Origin of the sequence: Qipengyuania psychrotolerans (genome assembly GCF_019711355.1) — a bacterium.
Classification (GTDB): domain Bacteria; phylum Pseudomonadota; class Alphaproteobacteria; order Sphingomonadales; family Sphingomonadaceae; genus Qipengyuania; species Qipengyuania psychrotolerans.
In genome coordinates, this window is record NZ_CP081297.1 from 1,423,654 (window position 1) to 1,441,690 (window position 18,037).

General features: G+C 58.2%; 14 protein-coding genes. 4 read left to right on the forward strand and 10 right to left on the reverse strand.

What is annotated here, in order from left to right; genetic code table 11:
- Positions 1-5: 5 nt before the first annotated feature.
- Both K3166_RS06990 and K3166_RS06995 read right to left on the reverse strand, forming a co-directional pair.
- Entirely contained in the window at positions 6-917 is a 912-nt protein-coding gene (locus K3166_RS06990) for a sulfotransferase (protein ID WP_221421586.1), read from the reverse strand.
- An 8-nt stretch (positions 918-925) separates the two neighbouring features.
- Positions 926-1,753 carry a glycosyltransferase family 2 protein gene (locus tag K3166_RS06995; RefSeq protein WP_221421587.1) on the reverse strand — a complete coding sequence of 276 codons (828 nt, stop codon included), beginning with the start codon at positions 1,751-1,753 and terminating at the stop codon, positions 926-928.
- Between the two features lie 209 nt (positions 1,754-1,962).
- On the opposite strand from K3166_RS06995, the gene K3166_RS07000 reads away from it, so the two are divergent.
- The 4 genes from K3166_RS07000 to K3166_RS07015 all read left to right on the forward strand — a co-directional run bounded on the left by K3166_RS07000 (position 1,963) and on the right by K3166_RS07015 (position 6,986).
- Positions 1,963-3,183: an NADP-dependent isocitrate dehydrogenase gene (locus K3166_RS07000; RefSeq protein WP_221421588.1), complete on the forward strand. Its 1,221-nt coding sequence runs from the start codon at positions 1,963-1,965 to the stop codon at positions 3,181-3,183.
- A 104-nt stretch (positions 3,184-3,287) separates the two neighbouring features.
- On the forward strand, positions 3,288-4,943 hold the full coding sequence (locus tag K3166_RS07005; protein ID WP_221421589.1) for a bifunctional GNAT family N-acetyltransferase/carbon-nitrogen hydrolase family protein: 1,656 nt from the start codon (positions 3,288-3,290) through the stop codon (positions 4,941-4,943).
- A gap of 49 nt (positions 4,944-4,992) precedes the next feature.
- Positions 4,993-6,753, forward strand: a complete 1,761-nt coding sequence (locus tag K3166_RS07010) for a cation:proton antiporter domain-containing protein (protein ID WP_221421590.1) — start codon at positions 4,993-4,995, stop codon at positions 6,751-6,753.
- 53 nt (positions 6,754-6,806) lie between these two features.
- On the forward strand, positions 6,807-6,986 hold the full coding sequence (locus K3166_RS07015) for a hypothetical protein (protein WP_221421591.1): 180 nt from the start codon (positions 6,807-6,809) through the stop codon (positions 6,984-6,986).
- 56 nt (positions 6,987-7,042) lie between these two features.
- On the opposite strand, the gene alaS is transcribed toward K3166_RS07015, so the two are convergent.
- From alaS to K3166_RS07055, 8 genes are all read right to left on the reverse strand, one after another.
- Positions 7,043-9,703, reverse strand: a complete 2,661-nt coding sequence (gene alaS / locus K3166_RS07020; RefSeq protein WP_221421592.1) for an alanine--tRNA ligase — start codon at positions 9,701-9,703, stop codon at positions 7,043-7,045.
- Between the two features lie 72 nt (positions 9,704-9,775).
- Entirely contained in the window at positions 9,776-10,603 is an 828-nt protein-coding gene (locus tag K3166_RS07025) for a class I SAM-dependent methyltransferase (RefSeq protein ID WP_221421593.1), read from the reverse strand.
- Positions 10,604-10,606: 3 nt separating this feature from the next.
- Positions 10,607-11,629, reverse strand: a complete 1,023-nt coding sequence (locus tag K3166_RS07030) for an NAD-dependent epimerase/dehydratase family protein (RefSeq protein ID WP_221421594.1) — start codon at positions 11,627-11,629, stop codon at positions 10,607-10,609.
- Complete coding sequence (locus K3166_RS07035; RefSeq protein WP_221421595.1) at positions 11,629-12,795, reverse strand: nucleotide sugar dehydrogenase; 1,167 nt, start codon at positions 12,793-12,795, stop codon at positions 11,629-11,631. The genes K3166_RS07030 and K3166_RS07035 overlap by 1 nt, the downstream gene beginning before the upstream one ends.
- 98 nt (positions 12,796-12,893) lie before the next feature.
- Entirely contained in the window at positions 12,894-13,520 is a 627-nt protein-coding gene (locus tag K3166_RS07040; RefSeq protein WP_221421596.1) for a glutathione S-transferase family protein, read from the reverse strand.
- Positions 13,521-13,722: 202 nt separating this feature from the next.
- Positions 13,723-14,784, reverse strand: a complete 1,062-nt coding sequence (gene recA / locus K3166_RS07045; protein ID WP_221421597.1) for a recombinase RecA — start codon at positions 14,782-14,784, stop codon at positions 13,723-13,725.
- Positions 14,785-14,904: 120 nt separating this feature from the next.
- Positions 14,905-16,521, reverse strand: coding sequence for a DUF4139 domain-containing protein (locus K3166_RS07050; RefSeq protein ID WP_221421598.1), 1,617 nt, complete (start codon positions 16,519-16,521; stop codon positions 14,905-14,907).
- 13 nt (positions 16,522-16,534) lie between these two features.
- Entirely contained in the window at positions 16,535-18,037 is a 1,503-nt protein-coding gene (locus K3166_RS07055; protein WP_247714561.1) for a DUF4139 domain-containing protein, read from the reverse strand.

Below are 18,037 nucleotides of genomic sequence, written 5' to 3' on the forward strand. Positions count from 1 at the left end.
GCCCATCAAGCAGCCTCGTTCGGAAAAAACCGCGCCATCTCATCGGCGCTAAAACCGACTGACCGCGCGCCTTCAGCCCATTTCTCCGAATCCGGCCGAAGCCCCCTCGAAGCGGGTTTAAGCCAAGAACTATCAATTGATACGCGGGCGATTCCAGCGAGATCCTGAATCTGCGAAATGTTTACCGCAGGCTCGCTGCAAAGCTCTTCAAATGACAGTGACATAAATTGATCGCCGTAACATTCTCGTCCCTCGCTCTCCGCCAGGCGAAATGCGCCGAGCCATATCGCGAGGAGACGATGGAAAGCAGGGACATTGCTCGCCAACTTTGGCAAACTCACTCCGGCTTCGGATAAGAGTGAAGCGGTAGCGTCGAAGTGAAGGCCACGCGTGAGTTCTTCCATTCCCCAGCCATTAAACCGGCGCTTGCGCTGTAGCGCAGTCCTGCGGTTCCAGCTTTTACGCAGCCCGAATGGGTCGAAACTATCTGAAGGTTGGAGGTGTGAACTCGCAAAGGCGACGGGATGCCTGAAGAGATGGACAAGCACTGCATCGGAGGCGGCCTCATGGAGCGCCCGGATCTTGCCCATGCATCTCGTCACATCAAACGCGACCGGTCCGCTGTCGAGCAGATACTGAAGGTACTGAACTTGCCCTTCGGAAAACTCGCGGGTGACTTCTTCCCCTCGGCTGATCGGTGCATAAAGATCGCGAAAACGCTGGGGGTCGCGATTGTACAGCGCAATGAATTCGGCGCGGGTCCGCTTCTGATTTTCGGCGGGCAAGTCATGGAGCAGCCTGCTGAAGGGTTCATCATAGCAGGTGTATCGTCGATCCTGACGGAGCAGGTTCCACAGTGCTGTCGTGCCTGAGCGACGCAGGGCAACAACCGCAATATGTTTGGGAGAGGCCACCATGCTTTCTACTAACGGCTACGCAGCCATTGCATCACTCGCCGGGCATTTACGAAACCAGCATTGAAAAACCATCCACCCATGAGCTGCAGCGACTTAGCGAGCGGAAGCTGTTCCTGCGTACGGTAAACGTTCCACTGAAACGGGATCACCTTGAACTTGTTGGACGACACCGTACCGCTGTGAATACGGTAGCTGCTGGTGACTTCGTCAAGCAACCGGGCTTCGCCTAAAACTTTGAGCAAGCGCAAGAAAAAAACGAAATCCTGACGCTTCCTGATGAGCGGAAAATAAACGGGCTTTGGAAGGGCGCCGAGATCAACCATCAAGCTTGAAGTTCGGATGATGCAATGCCGCAGAAGTTCCTCGTAAGTGACGCTCGCGGCTAACGGACCGCTCGAGCCAATCTTGCTACCCTCACTGTCGATCAGATCGTACCTTGTGTAGCACATTTTCGCTCCGCTCGATTGCATGAACCGAAGCTGCTTTTCGATCTTATCTGGATACCAGCGGTCATCGGAATCCAAGAGGGCAAGGAATTCGCCAGAAACGGCATCAATACCCTTGTTCCGGGCGTTGCCTGCGCCCGCATTCGTGTCTAGCGGAATAATCTTTAACCGCGGATCATCGATTTTATCGAGCAGGTCTAGGGTGTCGTCGCTCGACGCATCGTCAACTGCGAGAATTTCGAGGTTCTCGTGCGACTGATTGAGAACGGAATTCACCGTCTCAAGAATATGCGAACGCGAATTATGCATCGGGATAACGACCGACACCAATGGTGCCGAAGCACGACTCAATGTACGACCGGGGCTGTCTGCCGGCATATGGGCGACCATTTACAATGTGTTGCGAGGGATTCGACTGGTTAGACCGAAGTGAAGGCCTGCCCGAATGCATTCAGGCGGCGACTTAGGACTTTGTCTAGCGATGGCGTCATCAAATTCAACCCCATTTGTTGACGCGATCGTTCCAAGCCCCCGTCCCTTGCTCTAGTCCACTCCTCTGCTAAAGCGCGCATAAATCAATTCGAACAGACAGGAAATTTATGGCCAAGATCAAGGTAGCCAACCCGGTCGTCGAACTAGACGGCGATGAAATGACGAAGATCATCTGGAAGTGGATCCGCGAGCAGCTGATCCTTCCTTATCTGGATGTTGACCTGAAATACTACGACCTCTCGATCGAGAAACGCGACGAGACGGACGATCAGATCACGGTCGATGCCGCTAATGCGATCAAGGAACACGGTGTTGGCGTCAAATGCGCCACTATCACTCCTGATGAAGCCCGCGTTGAGGAATTCGGCCTCAAGAAGATGTGGCGCTCGCCCAACGGCACCATCCGCAACATCCTTGGCGGCGTGGTTTTCCGCGAGCCCATCGTGATCGACAACGTTCCGCGCCTAGTGCCCGGCTGGACTGACCCGATCGTGGTTGGCCGTCACGCATTCGGTGACCAGTATCGCGCCACTGACACCCTGATCCCCGGCGCCGGCAAGCTGCGCCTTGTGTTCGAAGGTGCCGACGGGAAGAACATCGATCTCGATGTGTTCGAGTTCGAAAGCCCGGGCGTCGCCATGGCGATGTATAATCTCGACGACAGCATCCGCGATTTTGCCCGCGCCAGTTTCCAGTACGGTCTGGACCGCAAATGGCCGGTCTACCTGTCGACCAAGAACACCATCCTCAAGAAGTACGATGGCCGCTTCAAGGATCTGTTCCAGGAAGTGTTCGAAGCTGAATATCAGGCGGACTTCGACAAGCACGGCATCACTTACGAACACCGTCTGATCGATGACATGGTCGCGGCAGCGCTCAAATGGAGCGGCAAGTTCGTCTGGGCCTGCAAGAACTACGATGGCGACGTTCAGTCGGACATCGTGGCACAGGGCTTCGGCTCGCTCGGCCTCATGACCTCCGTGCTGATGACGCCCGACGGCAAGACCGTCGAAGCAGAAGCGGCGCACGGCACCGTCACTCGCCATTATCGCCAGCATCAGCAGGGCAAGGCCACTTCGACCAACCCTATCGCCAGCATTTTCGCCTGGACGCGCGGTCTTATGTATCGCGGCAAGTTCGACAACACCCCAGACGTGGTCAAATTTGCCGAAACGCTGGAAGCTGTCTGCATCAAGACGGTTGAAAGCGGCAAGATGACCAAGGACCTCGCACTGCTTATCGGCCCCCAGCAGAGCTGGATGACGACCGAGCAGTTCTTCGCAGCGATCGTCGAAGGTCTCGAGCAGGAAATGGCCAACTGGGGCTGACACCAATTGCCTGCTGCGGCATTTCGTAAGCAAGGCTAGATCTTACGGGGTCGGCAATTGCCGGCCCCGTTTTCTTTTGCGGCTCAAGGATAAACGAGAGATACATGGCGAAGATACCGGCGAAAAAGCGCGCACCGCGCCGCAAGACGAGCGAAAAATTCGGCCAGAAGCGGCTCGAAATTCGCAATGCCATGATCAAGGATATCCCTGGAATTGCGCACCTCGTCAGGCGCGTTTACGACGATATGCCCGCGTACACGCACGGTGAAATCCGCGGCCAGATCAACAATTTTTCGGAAGGCTGTTTCGTCGCACTGCTCGACGAGGAAGTTGTTGGATACTGCGCGACGATGCAGGTCGGCGAAGCCCTCGCCTTCCAGGACCATACTTGGGATGAGATTACCGGTAACGGCTACGGCAGCCGCCACGATCCGACCGGCGACTGGCTGTATGGCTACGAGATGTGTGTCGACCCGAAGGTGCGCGGCGTGCGCATTGGGCGCAGGCTTTACGAAGAACGGCGTGCGCTTGCTGAAGAGCGCGACCTCACCGGCATCGTATTTGCGGGCCGGATGCCAAACTATCGGCGCTTCCAGAAACGCGTCGAAGGTCCTAAAGATTACCTTGAGAAAGTCGTTGAAGGTAAGCTTCACGACCCGGTCCTGCGCTTCCAGCTCGCCAATGGTTTTGAGCCGGAACGCATCCTTGTGGGCTACCTTCCCGAAGACAAGGCTTCGATGGCGAACGCCGTGATGATGGTCTGGCGCAACCCGTATGTGGAGCGCGATCAGCCGGTGAAGAAGCGCCTGCCTCGCGGGGTAGAGGCGGTTCGCGTGGCCACGTGCCAGCTACAGGCGCGCCAAGTTGCCGACTATGACGAGTTCATGCGCCACGTCACATATTTCGTCGATGTTGCAAGCGATTACGAAGCAGACTTCATTGTCTTTCCCGAACTCTTCACGCTAATGTTGCTGAGTTTCGAGGAAAAGGAACTGTCTCCGGTGGAGGCCATCGAGAGGCTTTCTGAATACACACCGCGCTTGCGCCAGGACATTTCCGAGATGGCGATGCGCTACAACATCAACATCATCGCTGGCAGCCACCCGACGAGGATGGACGACGGCGACATCCACAACATCGCCTATGTCTGCCTACGGGACGGTTCGGTCCACGCGCAGGAGAAGATCCACCCTACCCCGAACGAGCGGTATTGGTGGAATATCAAGGGCGGCGACAAGGTCGAAGTCATCCAGACGGACTGCGGTCCGATTGGCGTCCAGATCTGCTACGACAGTGAATTCCCCGAACTTAGCCGGCGGCTTGCAGATGAAGGCGCCCGTATCATCTTCGTGCCGTTCTGCACCGATAGCCGTCAGGGGTATCTCCGCGTGCGCTATTGTTGCCAGGCGCGGGCAATCGAGAATCAGTGTTTCGTGGTTCTGTCCGGCAATGTCGGCAATCTTCCCAACGTTGGAAACATGGACATCCAATATGCGCAAAGTTGCATCCTTACGCCGTGCGATTTCCCGTTCGCCCGCGACGGTATCGCGGCCGAGGCCACCGAGAATGTCGAGACGCTGACGATCAGCGACATCAACCTCGCCGACCTGCAATGGGCAAGAGCGGAAGGCACGGTGCGCAACCTGGCCGACAGGCGATTCGATCTTTACCGGATCGAGTGGGACGAGGACGGCAAGCATCCCGGAAAGCCGCGCCCACGCCGCGAACCGCTCGGCCATGGCGGACCAGGCGGTGGCTAACCCGGTCATGGCGCGTGACAGCACCCCCGGCTCTGGCTAGATCGGCTGCATGGCCTCAGGTGATCTCGCAAGTCCCGCAATTTCCGACGCGCTGGTCATTCTTGGCGCAGCGGGCTTGGTCATTCCTGTCTTTACCAGATTCCGGATCACTCCGGTTATCGGGTTTATCCTGATCGGCATCCTGGTGGGCCCCTACGGGCTCGGCCAACTGGTTTACGAAAGACCGATACTCGAACACATAACGATATCCGATCCCGAGGCGCTTGAGCCCTTTGCCGAGTTCGGCATCATCCTGCTGCTGTTCGCCATCGGTCTCGAATTGTCCTTTAATCGTTTGTGGCAGCTGCGAAGACTTGTCTTCGGCCTCGGCGCGATGGAGTTGATGATTGGCGGCCTTTGCCTCGCCACGGTGCTGGCGATGATGGGTCAATACTGGACCGGCGCCCTCGCCCTTGGCTTTGCGCTGGCATTTTCATCGACCGCAATTGTCTTGCCGATTTCCGGCAGCACCAGCCCTGTTGGGCGCGCCGCCCTCTCGATGCTGCTTTTCGAAGACATCATGATCGTCCCGATCATCTTCCTGCTGGGCGCAATGGCACCAAATGCTGCGTCTCAAGGCTGGGAAGGCATGATCGAGACGCTTTGGCAGGGTGCACTGGTCATCGCAGTAATGATGATCGCCGGCCGCATCGCCTTGCCGCGATTGTTCGCGCAGGCAGCACGCACCAAGAGCCCCGAGCTTTTTCTTGCCGCCGCATTGCTTGTGGTCATCGGGGCCAGCCTCGCCACGGCTGCGGTCGGCTTGTCGCCTATCGTTGGCGCCCTAATTGCGGGCCTGCTGATCGCGGAAACCGAGTATCACGGCGAAGTCGAATCGATCATGGAGCCCTTCAAGGGCTTGGCTTTGGGTATTTTCCTGATCACGGTTGGCATGAGCATCGACCTCACCACGATTTGGGACAACCTGCTCCCGATTACCCTGGCAGTTCTTGGCGTGCTCATTTTCAAGGCCCTGCTAACCGGGATGCTGCTCAGGCTGATGGGTGCGCGGCGCAGTACTGCTGCCGAAACGGGCATATTGATGGCCAGCCCTTCCGAGACAACCTTGATCGTCCTTGCTGCGGCAGGCAGTGCGATGCTCATTCAGCCCGGAACCGCCCAGTTCTGGCAAATCGTCACGGCGATCGGCCTGACCATAACTCCGCTCTTGGCACGCCTCGGGCGCGCGGTGGGACGCCGGGTTGAACCAGCTCCTGAATTGCCGTTCGAGGATGAGGGCGAGCCGCGTGTAATCATCGTCGGCGCCGGACGCGTTGGGCGGCTTATCGCCCAGATGCTTGACGAGCACGGCAAACCCTACGTCGCGATCGATGCGGACGCGGACATCATCGAAAGTGCCAAGCGCAAAGGCTACCGCGCGACGTTCGGCGATGCGGTGCGCGGAGATGCTCTCGAGCGCCTCGGCATCGACAACGCACTGGCTGTTGTCCTGACGATGGACGAACCTATCCTTGCCCAGCGCCTGGTTTCGAAATTGCGTGCCGCACATCCCGACCTTCTCATTGTCGCACGCGCGCGAGATATCGCCCATGCTTCAGAGCTATATCGCGCAGGTGCAAGCCATGCTGTGCCGGAAACCCTTGAAGCGACCCTCCAGCTTTCCGAAGCGGTTTTGGTCGATATCGGTGTCCCTATGGGACCCGTCATCGCTTCCATCCACGAAAAGCGCGATGAATTCAGGGCGCGAATCGAAGAAGACGGCGACCTGGATTACAAACCCAAGCTTCGCTCTAGCACTGCGAACAGCTGACTTTCTGAGAACTCTCGGCTTTCCCATGCGTTGTATGGGCAAAGGAGAATTCAATGAGTGACATCGACCCCACCAAGCCGATCCCGAACGACGAAAAGTTCAAGCCGCAAAACGTAGCCGATCCGCAGACCAGCTCGGCGCCGAACCAGAAGCGCGGTGCTCCTGGCGACACCGAAGGGTATGACGTCGCCCATGGTTCGGACGGCATGACCAAGAAAACACCCAGCGCCTGAGGCAAATGCCCAGCGCCAAATTGATGATTTGCAAACGCCTGGCGGGGTTAAACCCGTCAGGCGTTTTCGCGTGCGAGAAGGGCTTTGACGGCAGAGATCGCTTCCTCGGCCTTGGCACCGTCCGGTCCGCCACCTTGCGCCATATCAGGCCGGCCGCCGCCACCCTTGCCGGCCAGCGCCTCGACACCGGCACGCACAAGATCGACCGCGCTGATCCGGTCCGTAAGATCGTCGGTGACAGCCACGGCAAACGTGCCCTTGCCGTCGTTGACGGCGCAAATTGCCGCTACACCGGAGCCAATGCGTTTCTTTGCGTCGTCCAGCAGTGGGCGAAGTTCTTTCGGACTGAGCCCTTCGATGACCTGTCCCGAAAATGTGACCCCGCCAACGTCCTCATCAGATGAGCTGGCTTCGCTTGAGCCGCCGCCCAGGGCTAGCGCACGCTTTGCCTCCGAAAGTTCTTTCTCAAGACGCTTGCGCTCTTCCACTAATGCCGTGACGCGCGCCGCTGCTTCATCGGGCGACGTTTTCAAAACGCCTGCGATTGTACGAATGGCGCTATCGCGGCCCAACAGCCACTGCCGTGCAGCCTCTCCAGTCAGAGCTTCGATGCGGCGCACACCCGAACTGACTGCGCTTTCCGAGATTATCTTGAAAAGGCCGATATCGCCCGTAGCCTCGACGTGAGTTCCGCCGCACAGTTCGACCGAGAATTCCTTGCCTTCATCCCGTTTGCTGCCCATCGACAGAACGCGGACTTCATCGCCGTATTTTTCTCCGAAGAGCGCCAGCGCCCCGGCTGCAACAGCGTCATCCGGCGTCATCAGCCGGGTCGATACCTGTTCGTTGGAACGGATCTCTGCATTCACTTCGGCCTCGATTGCCGCAATATCGGTATCGCTCAGTGGCTTGGGGTGCGAGAAATCGAACCGGAACCGGTCATCCGAAACAAGCGAGCCCTTCTGCGTTACATGACCGCCTAGACGATTGCGGAGCGCAGCGTGCACCAGATGCGTGGCCGAGTGGTTAGCGCGAATCCGATCGCGGCGCGCCGCATCGATTTCCATGTGCACAGCATCACCTACCGCCACCGTTCCCGTGCCGACTTTGCCGACGTGCGCGTGCAACCGGCCTAGCGGCTTATTCGTGGTTGTAACGGTCATTTCCAGACCTTCGGGGGTCCATATCCGTCCCGCGTCACCTGCCTGCCCGCCGCTTTCGCCGTAGAACGGTGTCTGGTTGGTAAGAAGGATGATCTCGTCACCTGCGTCCGCTCTTTCGACCTCGGCGCCATCCTTGATGATCGAGACAACCACGCCTTCACCGGTAACAGAACTGTAGCCGGTGAATTCCGTCGATCCTTCGCGCTCCGCGATGTCGAACCAAATTTCTTCGCTGGCGGATTCTCCGGACCCCTTCCAGGCTGCTCGGGCAGCTTGTTTCTGGCGGGTCATGGCGGCATCGAAGCCGTTCTTGTCGACACCAATTCCGCGGTTGCGAAGGGCATCTTCGGTCAAGTCATACGGGAAACCATAGGTGTCGTAGAGTTTGAACGCGGTCTCGCCGTCCAGCGTCCCGCCCTCGCCCATGTCTCCAGTGGCCTCATCCAGCAGCTTGAGACCCTTGTCGAGAGTGCGACGAAACTGAGCTTCCTCCCGCTCTAGCACTTCCTGGATCAGCGCCTGTCCGCGGACGATTTCAGGGTAGGCCCCGCCCATCTCGCTGACCAGTTCCGGCACGAGCCGGTGCATGAGCGGCTCGCCCGCACCCAGCAGATGCGCATGACGCATTGCGCGGCGCATGATCCGGCGCAGGACATAGCCGCGGCCCTCATTGCTGGGCAGGACGCCATCGGCGAGCAGGAAGCTGGTCGAGCGAAGATGGTCCGCGATGACCCGGTGGCTTGCAGTCGTGGCGTCGTCCGCCTTCACGCCCGTCAGGCTCTCGCTTGCGGCAATCAGCGCCTTGAAAGTATCGGTATCGTAATTGTCGTGAACGCCCTGCATGACCGCCGCGACACGCTCTATGCCCATGCCAGTGTCGATGCTGGGTTTGGGGAGGTCGCCCACGATCTGGTCGGCTTCCTGCTGGAATTGCATGAACACCAAGTTCCAGATCTCGACAAACCGGTCGCCGTCTTCATCAGGCGATCCGGGAGGGCCGCCCCATATATGATCCCCGTGATCGTAGAATATCTCGGAACACGGACCGCATGGGCCATCGGCTCCCATAGCCCAGAAGTTGTCCTTGGTCGGGATCCGGATAATCCGGTCATCGGCAAAGCCGGTCAGCTTCTTCCAGAGATCGAATGCCTCATCATCGGTGTGGTACACCGTGACCAGCAGGCGTTCAGCGTTGAGGCCCCATTCCTTGGTGAGCAGGGTCCAGGCATGCTCGATAGCCTGTTCCTTGAAGTAATCGCCGAACGAAAAATTGCCGAGCATCTCGAAGAAGGTGTGGTGACGCGCCGTGTAACCGACATTGTCGAGATCGTTGTGCTTACCGCCAGCCCGGACACATTTCTGCGCGCTTGTTGCGCGCGACGCAGGCGGCGCTTCAAGCCCGGTGAACGAGTTCTTGAACGGCACCATGCCCGCATTCACGAACATCAGCGTGGGATCGCTGAACGGCACCAGCGGCGCACTCGGCACCTCCTGGTGACCTGTCCCGGCGAAATAGTCGAGAAAGGAGCGGCGGATTTCGTTGGTCGACGTCATGTTCGCGCAAGTAGGCAATCGCCGCGCAGCCGACAAGCATGAATGCCTGCTCAGACTGTGCAGAGCTTCCGATCAGTCTGCGCGTTTGGCCGTGACTATCCATGACGCAGCGGGCAAAGTTATCCTGCCCTCCTTGGATTGGGCATAGAGCATTTCGCGCAATCGGCCCATCGTGCGGTCACGCTCGGCTGCGTCCATCTCTGAAATCGCGCGGGCAGCCGGACCAATTCTCAGGAAATAAGACACCGCATCTTCAAGTGCGTCCGTGCCTTCACCCGCAACCATTTCATAGTCGACAGGAGAAAAGTGTACGTCAGTCCACCCTGCCCTAGTGAGTATGTCTTCGACGTAATCCGCTTCGCCAAAGGCAAAGGGCCCCGGTGCACGGGGATCTGCAGGAGAGCTCCCTGTGCCAAGTACGGAGGTCAGCTGCTCTGCCCATTGATTGTCACGCCGCTCGCGGAAGCAGGAGAACACCAACCTCGCACCGGGCCGAGCTATGCTTCGCAAATGCTCGAATGCAGTGACCGGCTCGGGAAAGAACATTACACCGTGGCGCGATACGATTAGGTCGGGCGCTTCACCCTCACCTGCCTCCCACTGAGAAGCGTCTCCGAGCACGAACGCGACATTGTCTGCCCCTTCGCCACGGAGCCTGGCAACCGCCAGGAGGTTTTCGCTTACATCAACTCCCGTGACCCGCGCCGACGGGTTCGCAGCAGCGAGGAGCAGCGACACTTCCCCTGCCCCGCATCCGACATCCACCACCTGGTTGAAAGGGCTGCTGGTCGCAGCCTGCAACAAGCGATCGGTCAGCCCACCAAAGCTTCGGTCGGTGCGCCTCCATTCATGGGCCCAGCTTTCGCCGACACGCCCGGTCCATTCGGATTTCTGGGTCAAAGATCAGGCCTGATAATAGTCACGGTACCACTCGATGAACTTGCCAACGCCTTCTCGAATATCGGTTTGCGGCACATAGCCGGTGAGCGATTTGAGCAAATCGGCGTCTGCCCATGTCGCCGGGACATCACCCGGTTGCATCGGCATGAGGTTTCGTCTGGCCTCCACACCAAGCGCTTCTTCAACCGCAGCGATCATGTCGCCGAGCTGCACCGGTCGGGAGTTGCCGATATTGACGATACGCCAGGGGGCCACTGGAGAAAGGCTGTCACCGTCGGCGATGTCTTTGGGCTTGTCTGGCCTTATGGGAGGCGTGTCTACCAAGCGCCGGACTGCTTCAACAAGGTCTTCGACAAAAGTGAAATCGCGCATCATCTCGCCGTGATTATAGACGTCGATAGCCTCGCCAGCGAGCATTGCCTTTGTGAACCTGAACAACGCCATATCCGGTCGGCCCCAGGGGCCGTAAACGGTAAAGAAGCGGAACATTGTGACCGGAAGCCCGAACAGGTGCGCGTAGCTGTGAGCCATCGCCTCGTTCGCCTTTTTCGTCGCGGCGTAGAAGGACATCTGGTGATCCGCCTTCATCGTCTCGCGATATGGCATCTCGGTATTCGCGCCGTAGGCCGAAGATGTCGAAGCCAGCAACATATGCCCGGGCGGAAAGGCGCGCGCTGCTTCGAGCAGTTCGAAGGTCCCGACCAGATTGCTCTCTAGGTAGGAGCGCGGGTTATCGATCGAATACCGCACACCGGCCTGCGCAGCGAGGTGTATGACGATATCCGGTTGCTCGGCCTCGAACAGGTCCATCAGCAATTGCGGCGTTTCGATTGCTTTGTTTACGATCCGAAAGCCGGGGTTCTGGAGAAGCTCGCTTTGCCTGCGCTCTTTCAAGCGGACGTCGTAGTAATCGCTCAGATTATCGACGCCGATGACGCGGAAACCGTCTGCCAGCAACCGTTTGCATGTGAAGTAGCCAATAAAACCGGCCGCACCGGTCACGAGCGCGGTACGGGGCTGCTTCATCAGTCGGCCCCGAAAAGGTCTCGGGTGAAGACTTTGTCGCGCACATCAGCGAGTTCGGGATCAAGGCGGTTTGCAATGATGACGTCACAGTCCGCTTTGAACTTTTCGAGATCGCGTTCGACGCGCGAACCAAAGAAGCTGTCTTCTTCCATGACCGGCTCATAGACGATCACTTCGATGCCCTTGGCCTTCACACGCTTCATGATGCCTTGGATGGAAGACTGCCGAAAGTTGTCTGAACCCGCTTTCATCACGAGCCTGAACACGCCGACCTTTTCAGGTCCTTTCTCGATAATGCGATCCGCGAGGAAATCTTTCCGCGTGCGGTTCGCATCGACAATCGCGCGGATCAGGTTCTGGGGCACCTCGCTGTAATTCGCCAAAAGCTGCTTGGTATCTTTGGGTAGGCAATAACCGCCATAACCAAAGGAAGGGTTGTTATAGTGCGAACCAATGCGCGGATCGTGACCGATCCCCTCAATGATCTGCCGCGTATCGAGCCCGCGCGACAGCGAATAGCTGTCGAGTTCATTAAAAAACGCGACGCGCATAGCGAGGTACGTATTCGCAAAAAGTTTTATCGCCTCGGCTTCATTTGGATCAGTCAGGAGCACCGGAGTGTCATCGTCTAGAACGGGCTGCGACAACAAGTCAGCAAAGCGCTGACCGCGCTCGGACCGTTCACCCACGATGATGCGGGAGGGGTGCAAATTGTCGTGCAGCGCCTGGCCTTCACGCAAGAACTCAGGGCTGAAGAGAATTCGGTCGCTTGCGAACCGGTCGCGAGCGGACGAAACATAGCCCACCGGAATGGTCGATTTTATAACGATAATCGCGGTGTCACTCGCCTTGAGGACGCCTTCGATTACCGTATCCACTGCAGACGTATCGAAGAAGTTGTTGTCGACGTCATAATTCGTAGGGACTGCCACGACGGCAAACTCGGCCCCGGCTATCGCGTCTTCGAATTTCGTTGTGAATTCGAGATTCAAATCGTCGCGCTGCAGATATTCCTGCACCAGAACATCCTGAATCGGCGATTTGCCCCCGCGCAGCATGTCGACCCGCGGTTGGGAAATATCACACCCCACAACTTCATTATGCTGCGAAAGCATGATGGCGTTGGATAGCCCTACATAACCGAGCCCAAATACAGCGATTTTCATTGATTTACCTATGTTGCATTTAACTGTGATGGCCGAACATCATCGCAGAGCTTTGTGAGGCTGAACCGCCATTTGCAAGGGTCGGATGGTCAGCGTTCTCACCAACCGAAATAGGCACCGCCCTTCTCTCGTGCGCGCTGCCAAGCGGGGCGTGCGTGGATTGCTTCGACGAATTTGGCGAGCTTGGGTGCGCGCTCGGCATACCCCTGCATCACTGCAATCTCGGCGGGGAAGCTCATCATCACATCCGCTGCGCTCCAATCGTGGCCGACGAAGTGAAGATCATCGGAAATCTTCGCCTCGGCGTAATTGATGTGGGCTTCGAGCTGCGCATCGACGCGCGGCATGAGCGGTGCAGCGGCTTCGCCAAGCCGACCGGCATAGATTTTCAGCATGACGGGGACAAAGAAGGAACTCTCTCCGAATTGCATCCATTCCAGATGATCGACCCAGGCATGGCTGCCTTGTTCGGGAAGCCAGCCCTTCCCGCCATGTTTTGCGCAAAGATACTCGATGATTGCACCGCTTTCGGCAATCATGCGCCCATCGTCTTCAATTACCGGCGACTTACCCAGGGGATGGACGCTGAGCAGTTCCGGCGGGGCAAGATTAGTTTCGCTGTCGCGCTGATATGCCACGATCTCGTAGTCAGCGCCGAGCTCCTCGAGAAGCCACAGGATACGCTGTGAACGGCTGTTGTTGAGATGGTGGACTGTAACGGTCATGCGAAGCTCCTGCTGTTTCGAGCCGACTGCGTAGGCGCAACATCATCGTTTCGCCAGACCAGATACGGAAAAGCCGGTGCGGCAGCATCATGAAGAGCGCGCGCACCGGCTTTCCGTTTAATCGGGAGCACCGGGGGACAGTCCGGCATTCAGGCGACAGGGGTTGATATGCCGCCCAAGCTCCCGCTTCGAGGTATGAAGATCAGTCGTCCGCGTCCGGACCGGTCATCATTTCCTCGGCGACCTCGTCGGTTTTGCCGCGGATGGCGGCTTCCAACTTGGCACACATTTCGGTATTCTCTTTCAGGAAGGTCTTCGCGTTCTCACGGCCTTGGCCGATCCGGACGCTGTCGTAGCTGAACCAGCTACCCGACTTTTCCACGAGGCCTGCCTTCACGCCAAGATCGAGAATCTCGCCGATCTTGGAAATGCCTTCCCCATACATGATGTCGAATTCGACCTGCTTGAACGGCGGCGCGACCTTGTTTTTGACCACTTTCACACGCGTGGAGTTGCCAACGATCTCGTCGCGGTCCTTGATTTGACCGGTGCGGCGGATGTCGAGACGGACCGAGGCGTAAAACTTGAGCGCGTTACCGCCAGTTGTCGTCTCGGGATTGCCGTACATTACGCCGATCTTCATGCGCAGCTGGTTGATGAAGATTACCATGCACTTGGAGCGGTTGATCGAACCGGTCAGCTTGCGCAGCGACTGCGACATGAGGCGGGCTTGCAGGCCGACATGGCTGTCACCCATTTCACCTTCGATTTCAGCGCGCGGGACCAGTGCAGCAACGGAGTCCACAACCAACACATCAATCGCGTTGGAGCGAACCAGCGTATCGACGATCTCAAGAGCCTGCTCGCCAGTGTCGGGCTGCGATACGATCAATTCGTCAATATCGACTCCCAACTTGCGGGCATAGACCGGATCAAGCGCATGTTCGGCATCGACGAAAGCGACGGTGCCGCCTTGTTTCTGGGCTTCGGCCAGGACATGCAGCGCCAGCGTAGTCTTGCCCGAGCTTTCCGGACCGTAAACTTCGATCACACGGCCCTTGGGCAATCCGCCCACGCCGAGCGCGATATCAAGGCCGAGCGAACCAGTGGAAATCGTTTCCACTTCCATCGCTTTCCTCTGGCCAAGCTTCATAGCCGAACCTTTGCCGAACGCGCGATCTATTTGCGATAGCGCTGCGTCCAATGCCTTCTGGCGGTCTGCGTCCACTTTTTTTCCTTCCACAAGCTTCAGACTGGCCGCCATGACATTACCCCTTTTGCTTTTCCAGAGCCATAACCGACTCATCAACTGTCATGGGGTGTACCGCGTTTGTTCCAATAGAACAAGAGTGGAACAGAAAGTTTTTTAAGCAAGCGTTTTGCGCTAGTCGTAGAGTTGCCGATATCGGAATGAATGCTGCGAATTTGCAGGAATTTCAACCTCGTAAATGATGCGCCCATCCTTGACACGGGTCTTTCTGAGGCCCTTGATCTTGGCATAGCCGGACATTCCCAGATCGAAGCGCATCATGATCGGGGTGTCATTCGCATTTGAAACCTGAGCGCGATGCTTTACCCATTTGCCCTCGGCTTGCAGATCATCGTCGTCGATAACTCCGCACTGGAAGAATACCTGGGTGCTTTCGGGCAGGTCGAGTTCGATGTCCTCAGTCAAAGCGAAATCGCGCAGCCGCGTTTCGGCAATCAACAGATCGCCCGCCTCGGTGGGTTCGTAAATCGCGATGCCGCCCTGGGGCAACGACTGCCCGAGGCCTTTGCCTTCCTCGTTCTTCGTCGCGAGAAGAAGCTGCGCCGGATCGAAAAGATCTGGCTCGGACAGATCATTCACCTGCTCTGACCCACAGCGCCCCACGTAAATAAAGCGCGCCTCGACAGCATCCTTGTCGAGAAACACAATCTGCTTTTGGCCCTGCGCTGCGACAGTGACCTTTTCCGGAATGCGATAGAGCTTGAGATCACCCAGCGCTTCTTCCCCTGCAATCATCGCGAGCGGCGCGGCAGCTTCAGCCGCTGCTTTGGACACGCGTGATCCTGTTACGACAATGGCGTTGGCGCTGTCATACATCGCCGGTGCTGGCGGCGGGGGAGGCGGCGGCGGAGGCGGATAGGCTATCGGCGATCCCGCTGCCGTGCTGCCGAATGGATAGCACGTGAGCCGCAGCGGCCTCGCCGACGGCGCGTCTGCGAGTTCCTCGAAATCACTCTCGATGTTCAGTGTCCCGGCAACTGCCATGAGTTCGGCGTCGGGGAAGGTCTGCCCATTGTCATTGAGGATCGTCAGCCAGGACAGCAGTTCCATGCGCAAAGTTCCGTCGCGCCTCGCTTCTCCCAATCGGGCCACATAATTCGCTTCCCAGTCGAAGCCCCATGCGAGATAGGTCAGCGTCACTGTGTAGGTTCCGCCCATTGCGCTGCGCGTGTCGATCGAGAAAACGGGATCTGACGAGAGTCCCGAAGGAACGCTGTCAAAGGTCAGTTTTTCCGGCAGTCCGGAACATCGCACTGCTTCGAACCCTTCACGCGTCTGGAGCACGAGGCCGCCGTCGGCCCTCGTCCTGACGACAGCGCTCTCGGAAGCCTGATTACCAGTCGCCGGATCGGTGCGGGTTATTGTCACCCGGTTGCCCAGCGTCCTGTCGACCAATGCCGCGGGGCTTAGCAGATCGGCGTTGCGGTTCTTCTCGATCGTTCCACCCGGAAGTCCGGTGACGATAGCGCTAACGGCTACCATTCCTTCTGCAACGCCGGTGAAGCGGATCGTCGATTGGCCGGGCGGAAGGGTAACCTGCCGGACTTCGCTGATCATGGCGAAGCCTCCCGGCCAATCGCGGTTCATACGCTGGCCCTCCGGGCGGAGAGGATCACGGTAAACCGTCACCGCCAGTTCCTGCGGCGAGGACGCGTCGATCGCTTCACGTGCATCCGCATCTGAAGGTGCGGACGCGCACAGGACCGCAAGGGCGAGGACAAGGGAGCGCATGTTACCGGCCCCCTCAGTACCGCCCCTCGAACACGACGGTCACTTCGCGCTTGCTGTTCGCAGCCACCGGGACAGTCCATTCTCGCCTGCCAGCATTGACCTGGCGACCGACGATATCCTCCAAGACAACTCGGAAATCGCGTGCCCACCAATACGGGTCGAGGCCAGCCTGTGCGAGTTGAACTTCGACGGGCGAAGGTTTGGCATTGGTGATCGTATACCGCATTGTCGTGCGCCAGAATGTCTTGGCATTCTCGACCTCGACCTCTCGTACGACCTTGCCATCCTCGATAACGCGGTAGCGCGAGCTTTTCTCATACTCGGTGCCCGAAATCCTTTCGCGCTCGATCACTTCGGCGAGCACCAGCACATCGAAGGCATCACCAGTCCGCAAAGTCAGAACGCTTCCCATTGGTGTATGCCCAATGCCGTTCTCACCAATGAACTGGGGGTTGCCTTCCGCATCGCGCTGATAAAACCGCACTGTGCCAGCTGGTAGAGCATCGCCGAGGCCTTGCTCGCGGCTGGTGCTGAACCGGACTTGGCTCGAAACGTTGATGGAACGCTCGTCATTGGTCAGCCAGTCAACCTCCCGCGCATAGCGCCGCTGTGCCGGGACTCCCTGCACGTCGAGGAAACTGACTTGCTTGGTCTGCTGATTGGCAATCGTGGTACGTTCAGACAGCGGATAGAGGTAGAAATCGCCCAATTGTTCGCGGTTCGCAGTCTCTGTACCCGGCCGCATTGTGCTTCCGCGCTGGCGATTTGATGTGTTCGATCCACCGGCCGGATTGCCAGCTACCAGCAGGGTATCGGCCCTGTGAAAGGTCGTGCCCGTCTGGTTGGTCAGGGTAACCCAGCCCTGCATATCGACCGTGCCGTTCTCTTCATCGAACAGGGCGACATAATCTGCGCTCCATCCAAGGCCGGGCGTGAGATAGCGGATCGAGGCGGGACGCGAACCAGCGCGGTCGCTTTCAACGGTCACCGATAGCGTCGGGCGTGCCCGCAGGTTCGTTGGCACCCTGTCGAAGATTGCCCTCACCGGCAGGCCGTCATCGCGCAAGACCTCGATCCTGTCCCCGATCTTCACGACCACGCCGCCAGCTGTCGAGAGAACTGTCGCGCGCTCCCGGGTTTCCGCACCGGTAGCGGGATTTGTGCGGATCAAAGTGATGGTCTGGCCAATGGCCTTCTCCATCAGCTTCGTAGGAGTAAGCAGGTCGAAGTCGAAATTCTGTTCGACAATCCCTGCCCCGGCTGCGGCGAAACTTAGCGTTTCTGGCCGGATCCTCGCCGACACATCGGGAAATTCTATTCGGCTGCGACCGGCAGATATGGAAAGCTGCCGGACATCCTGCACCAGTGCCTGGCTATTATTGTAGATTGTAACAGAGACATCGCCTTGGGCTGTTGCGTCAGGGTCCGCCAAGGCCTGCTCCGCCGTTTGTCCCAAAAGCGGGCCACCGCCGAGCAAAGTCAAACCTGCCAGAGCCGAAATCGTACGCGTCTTCAT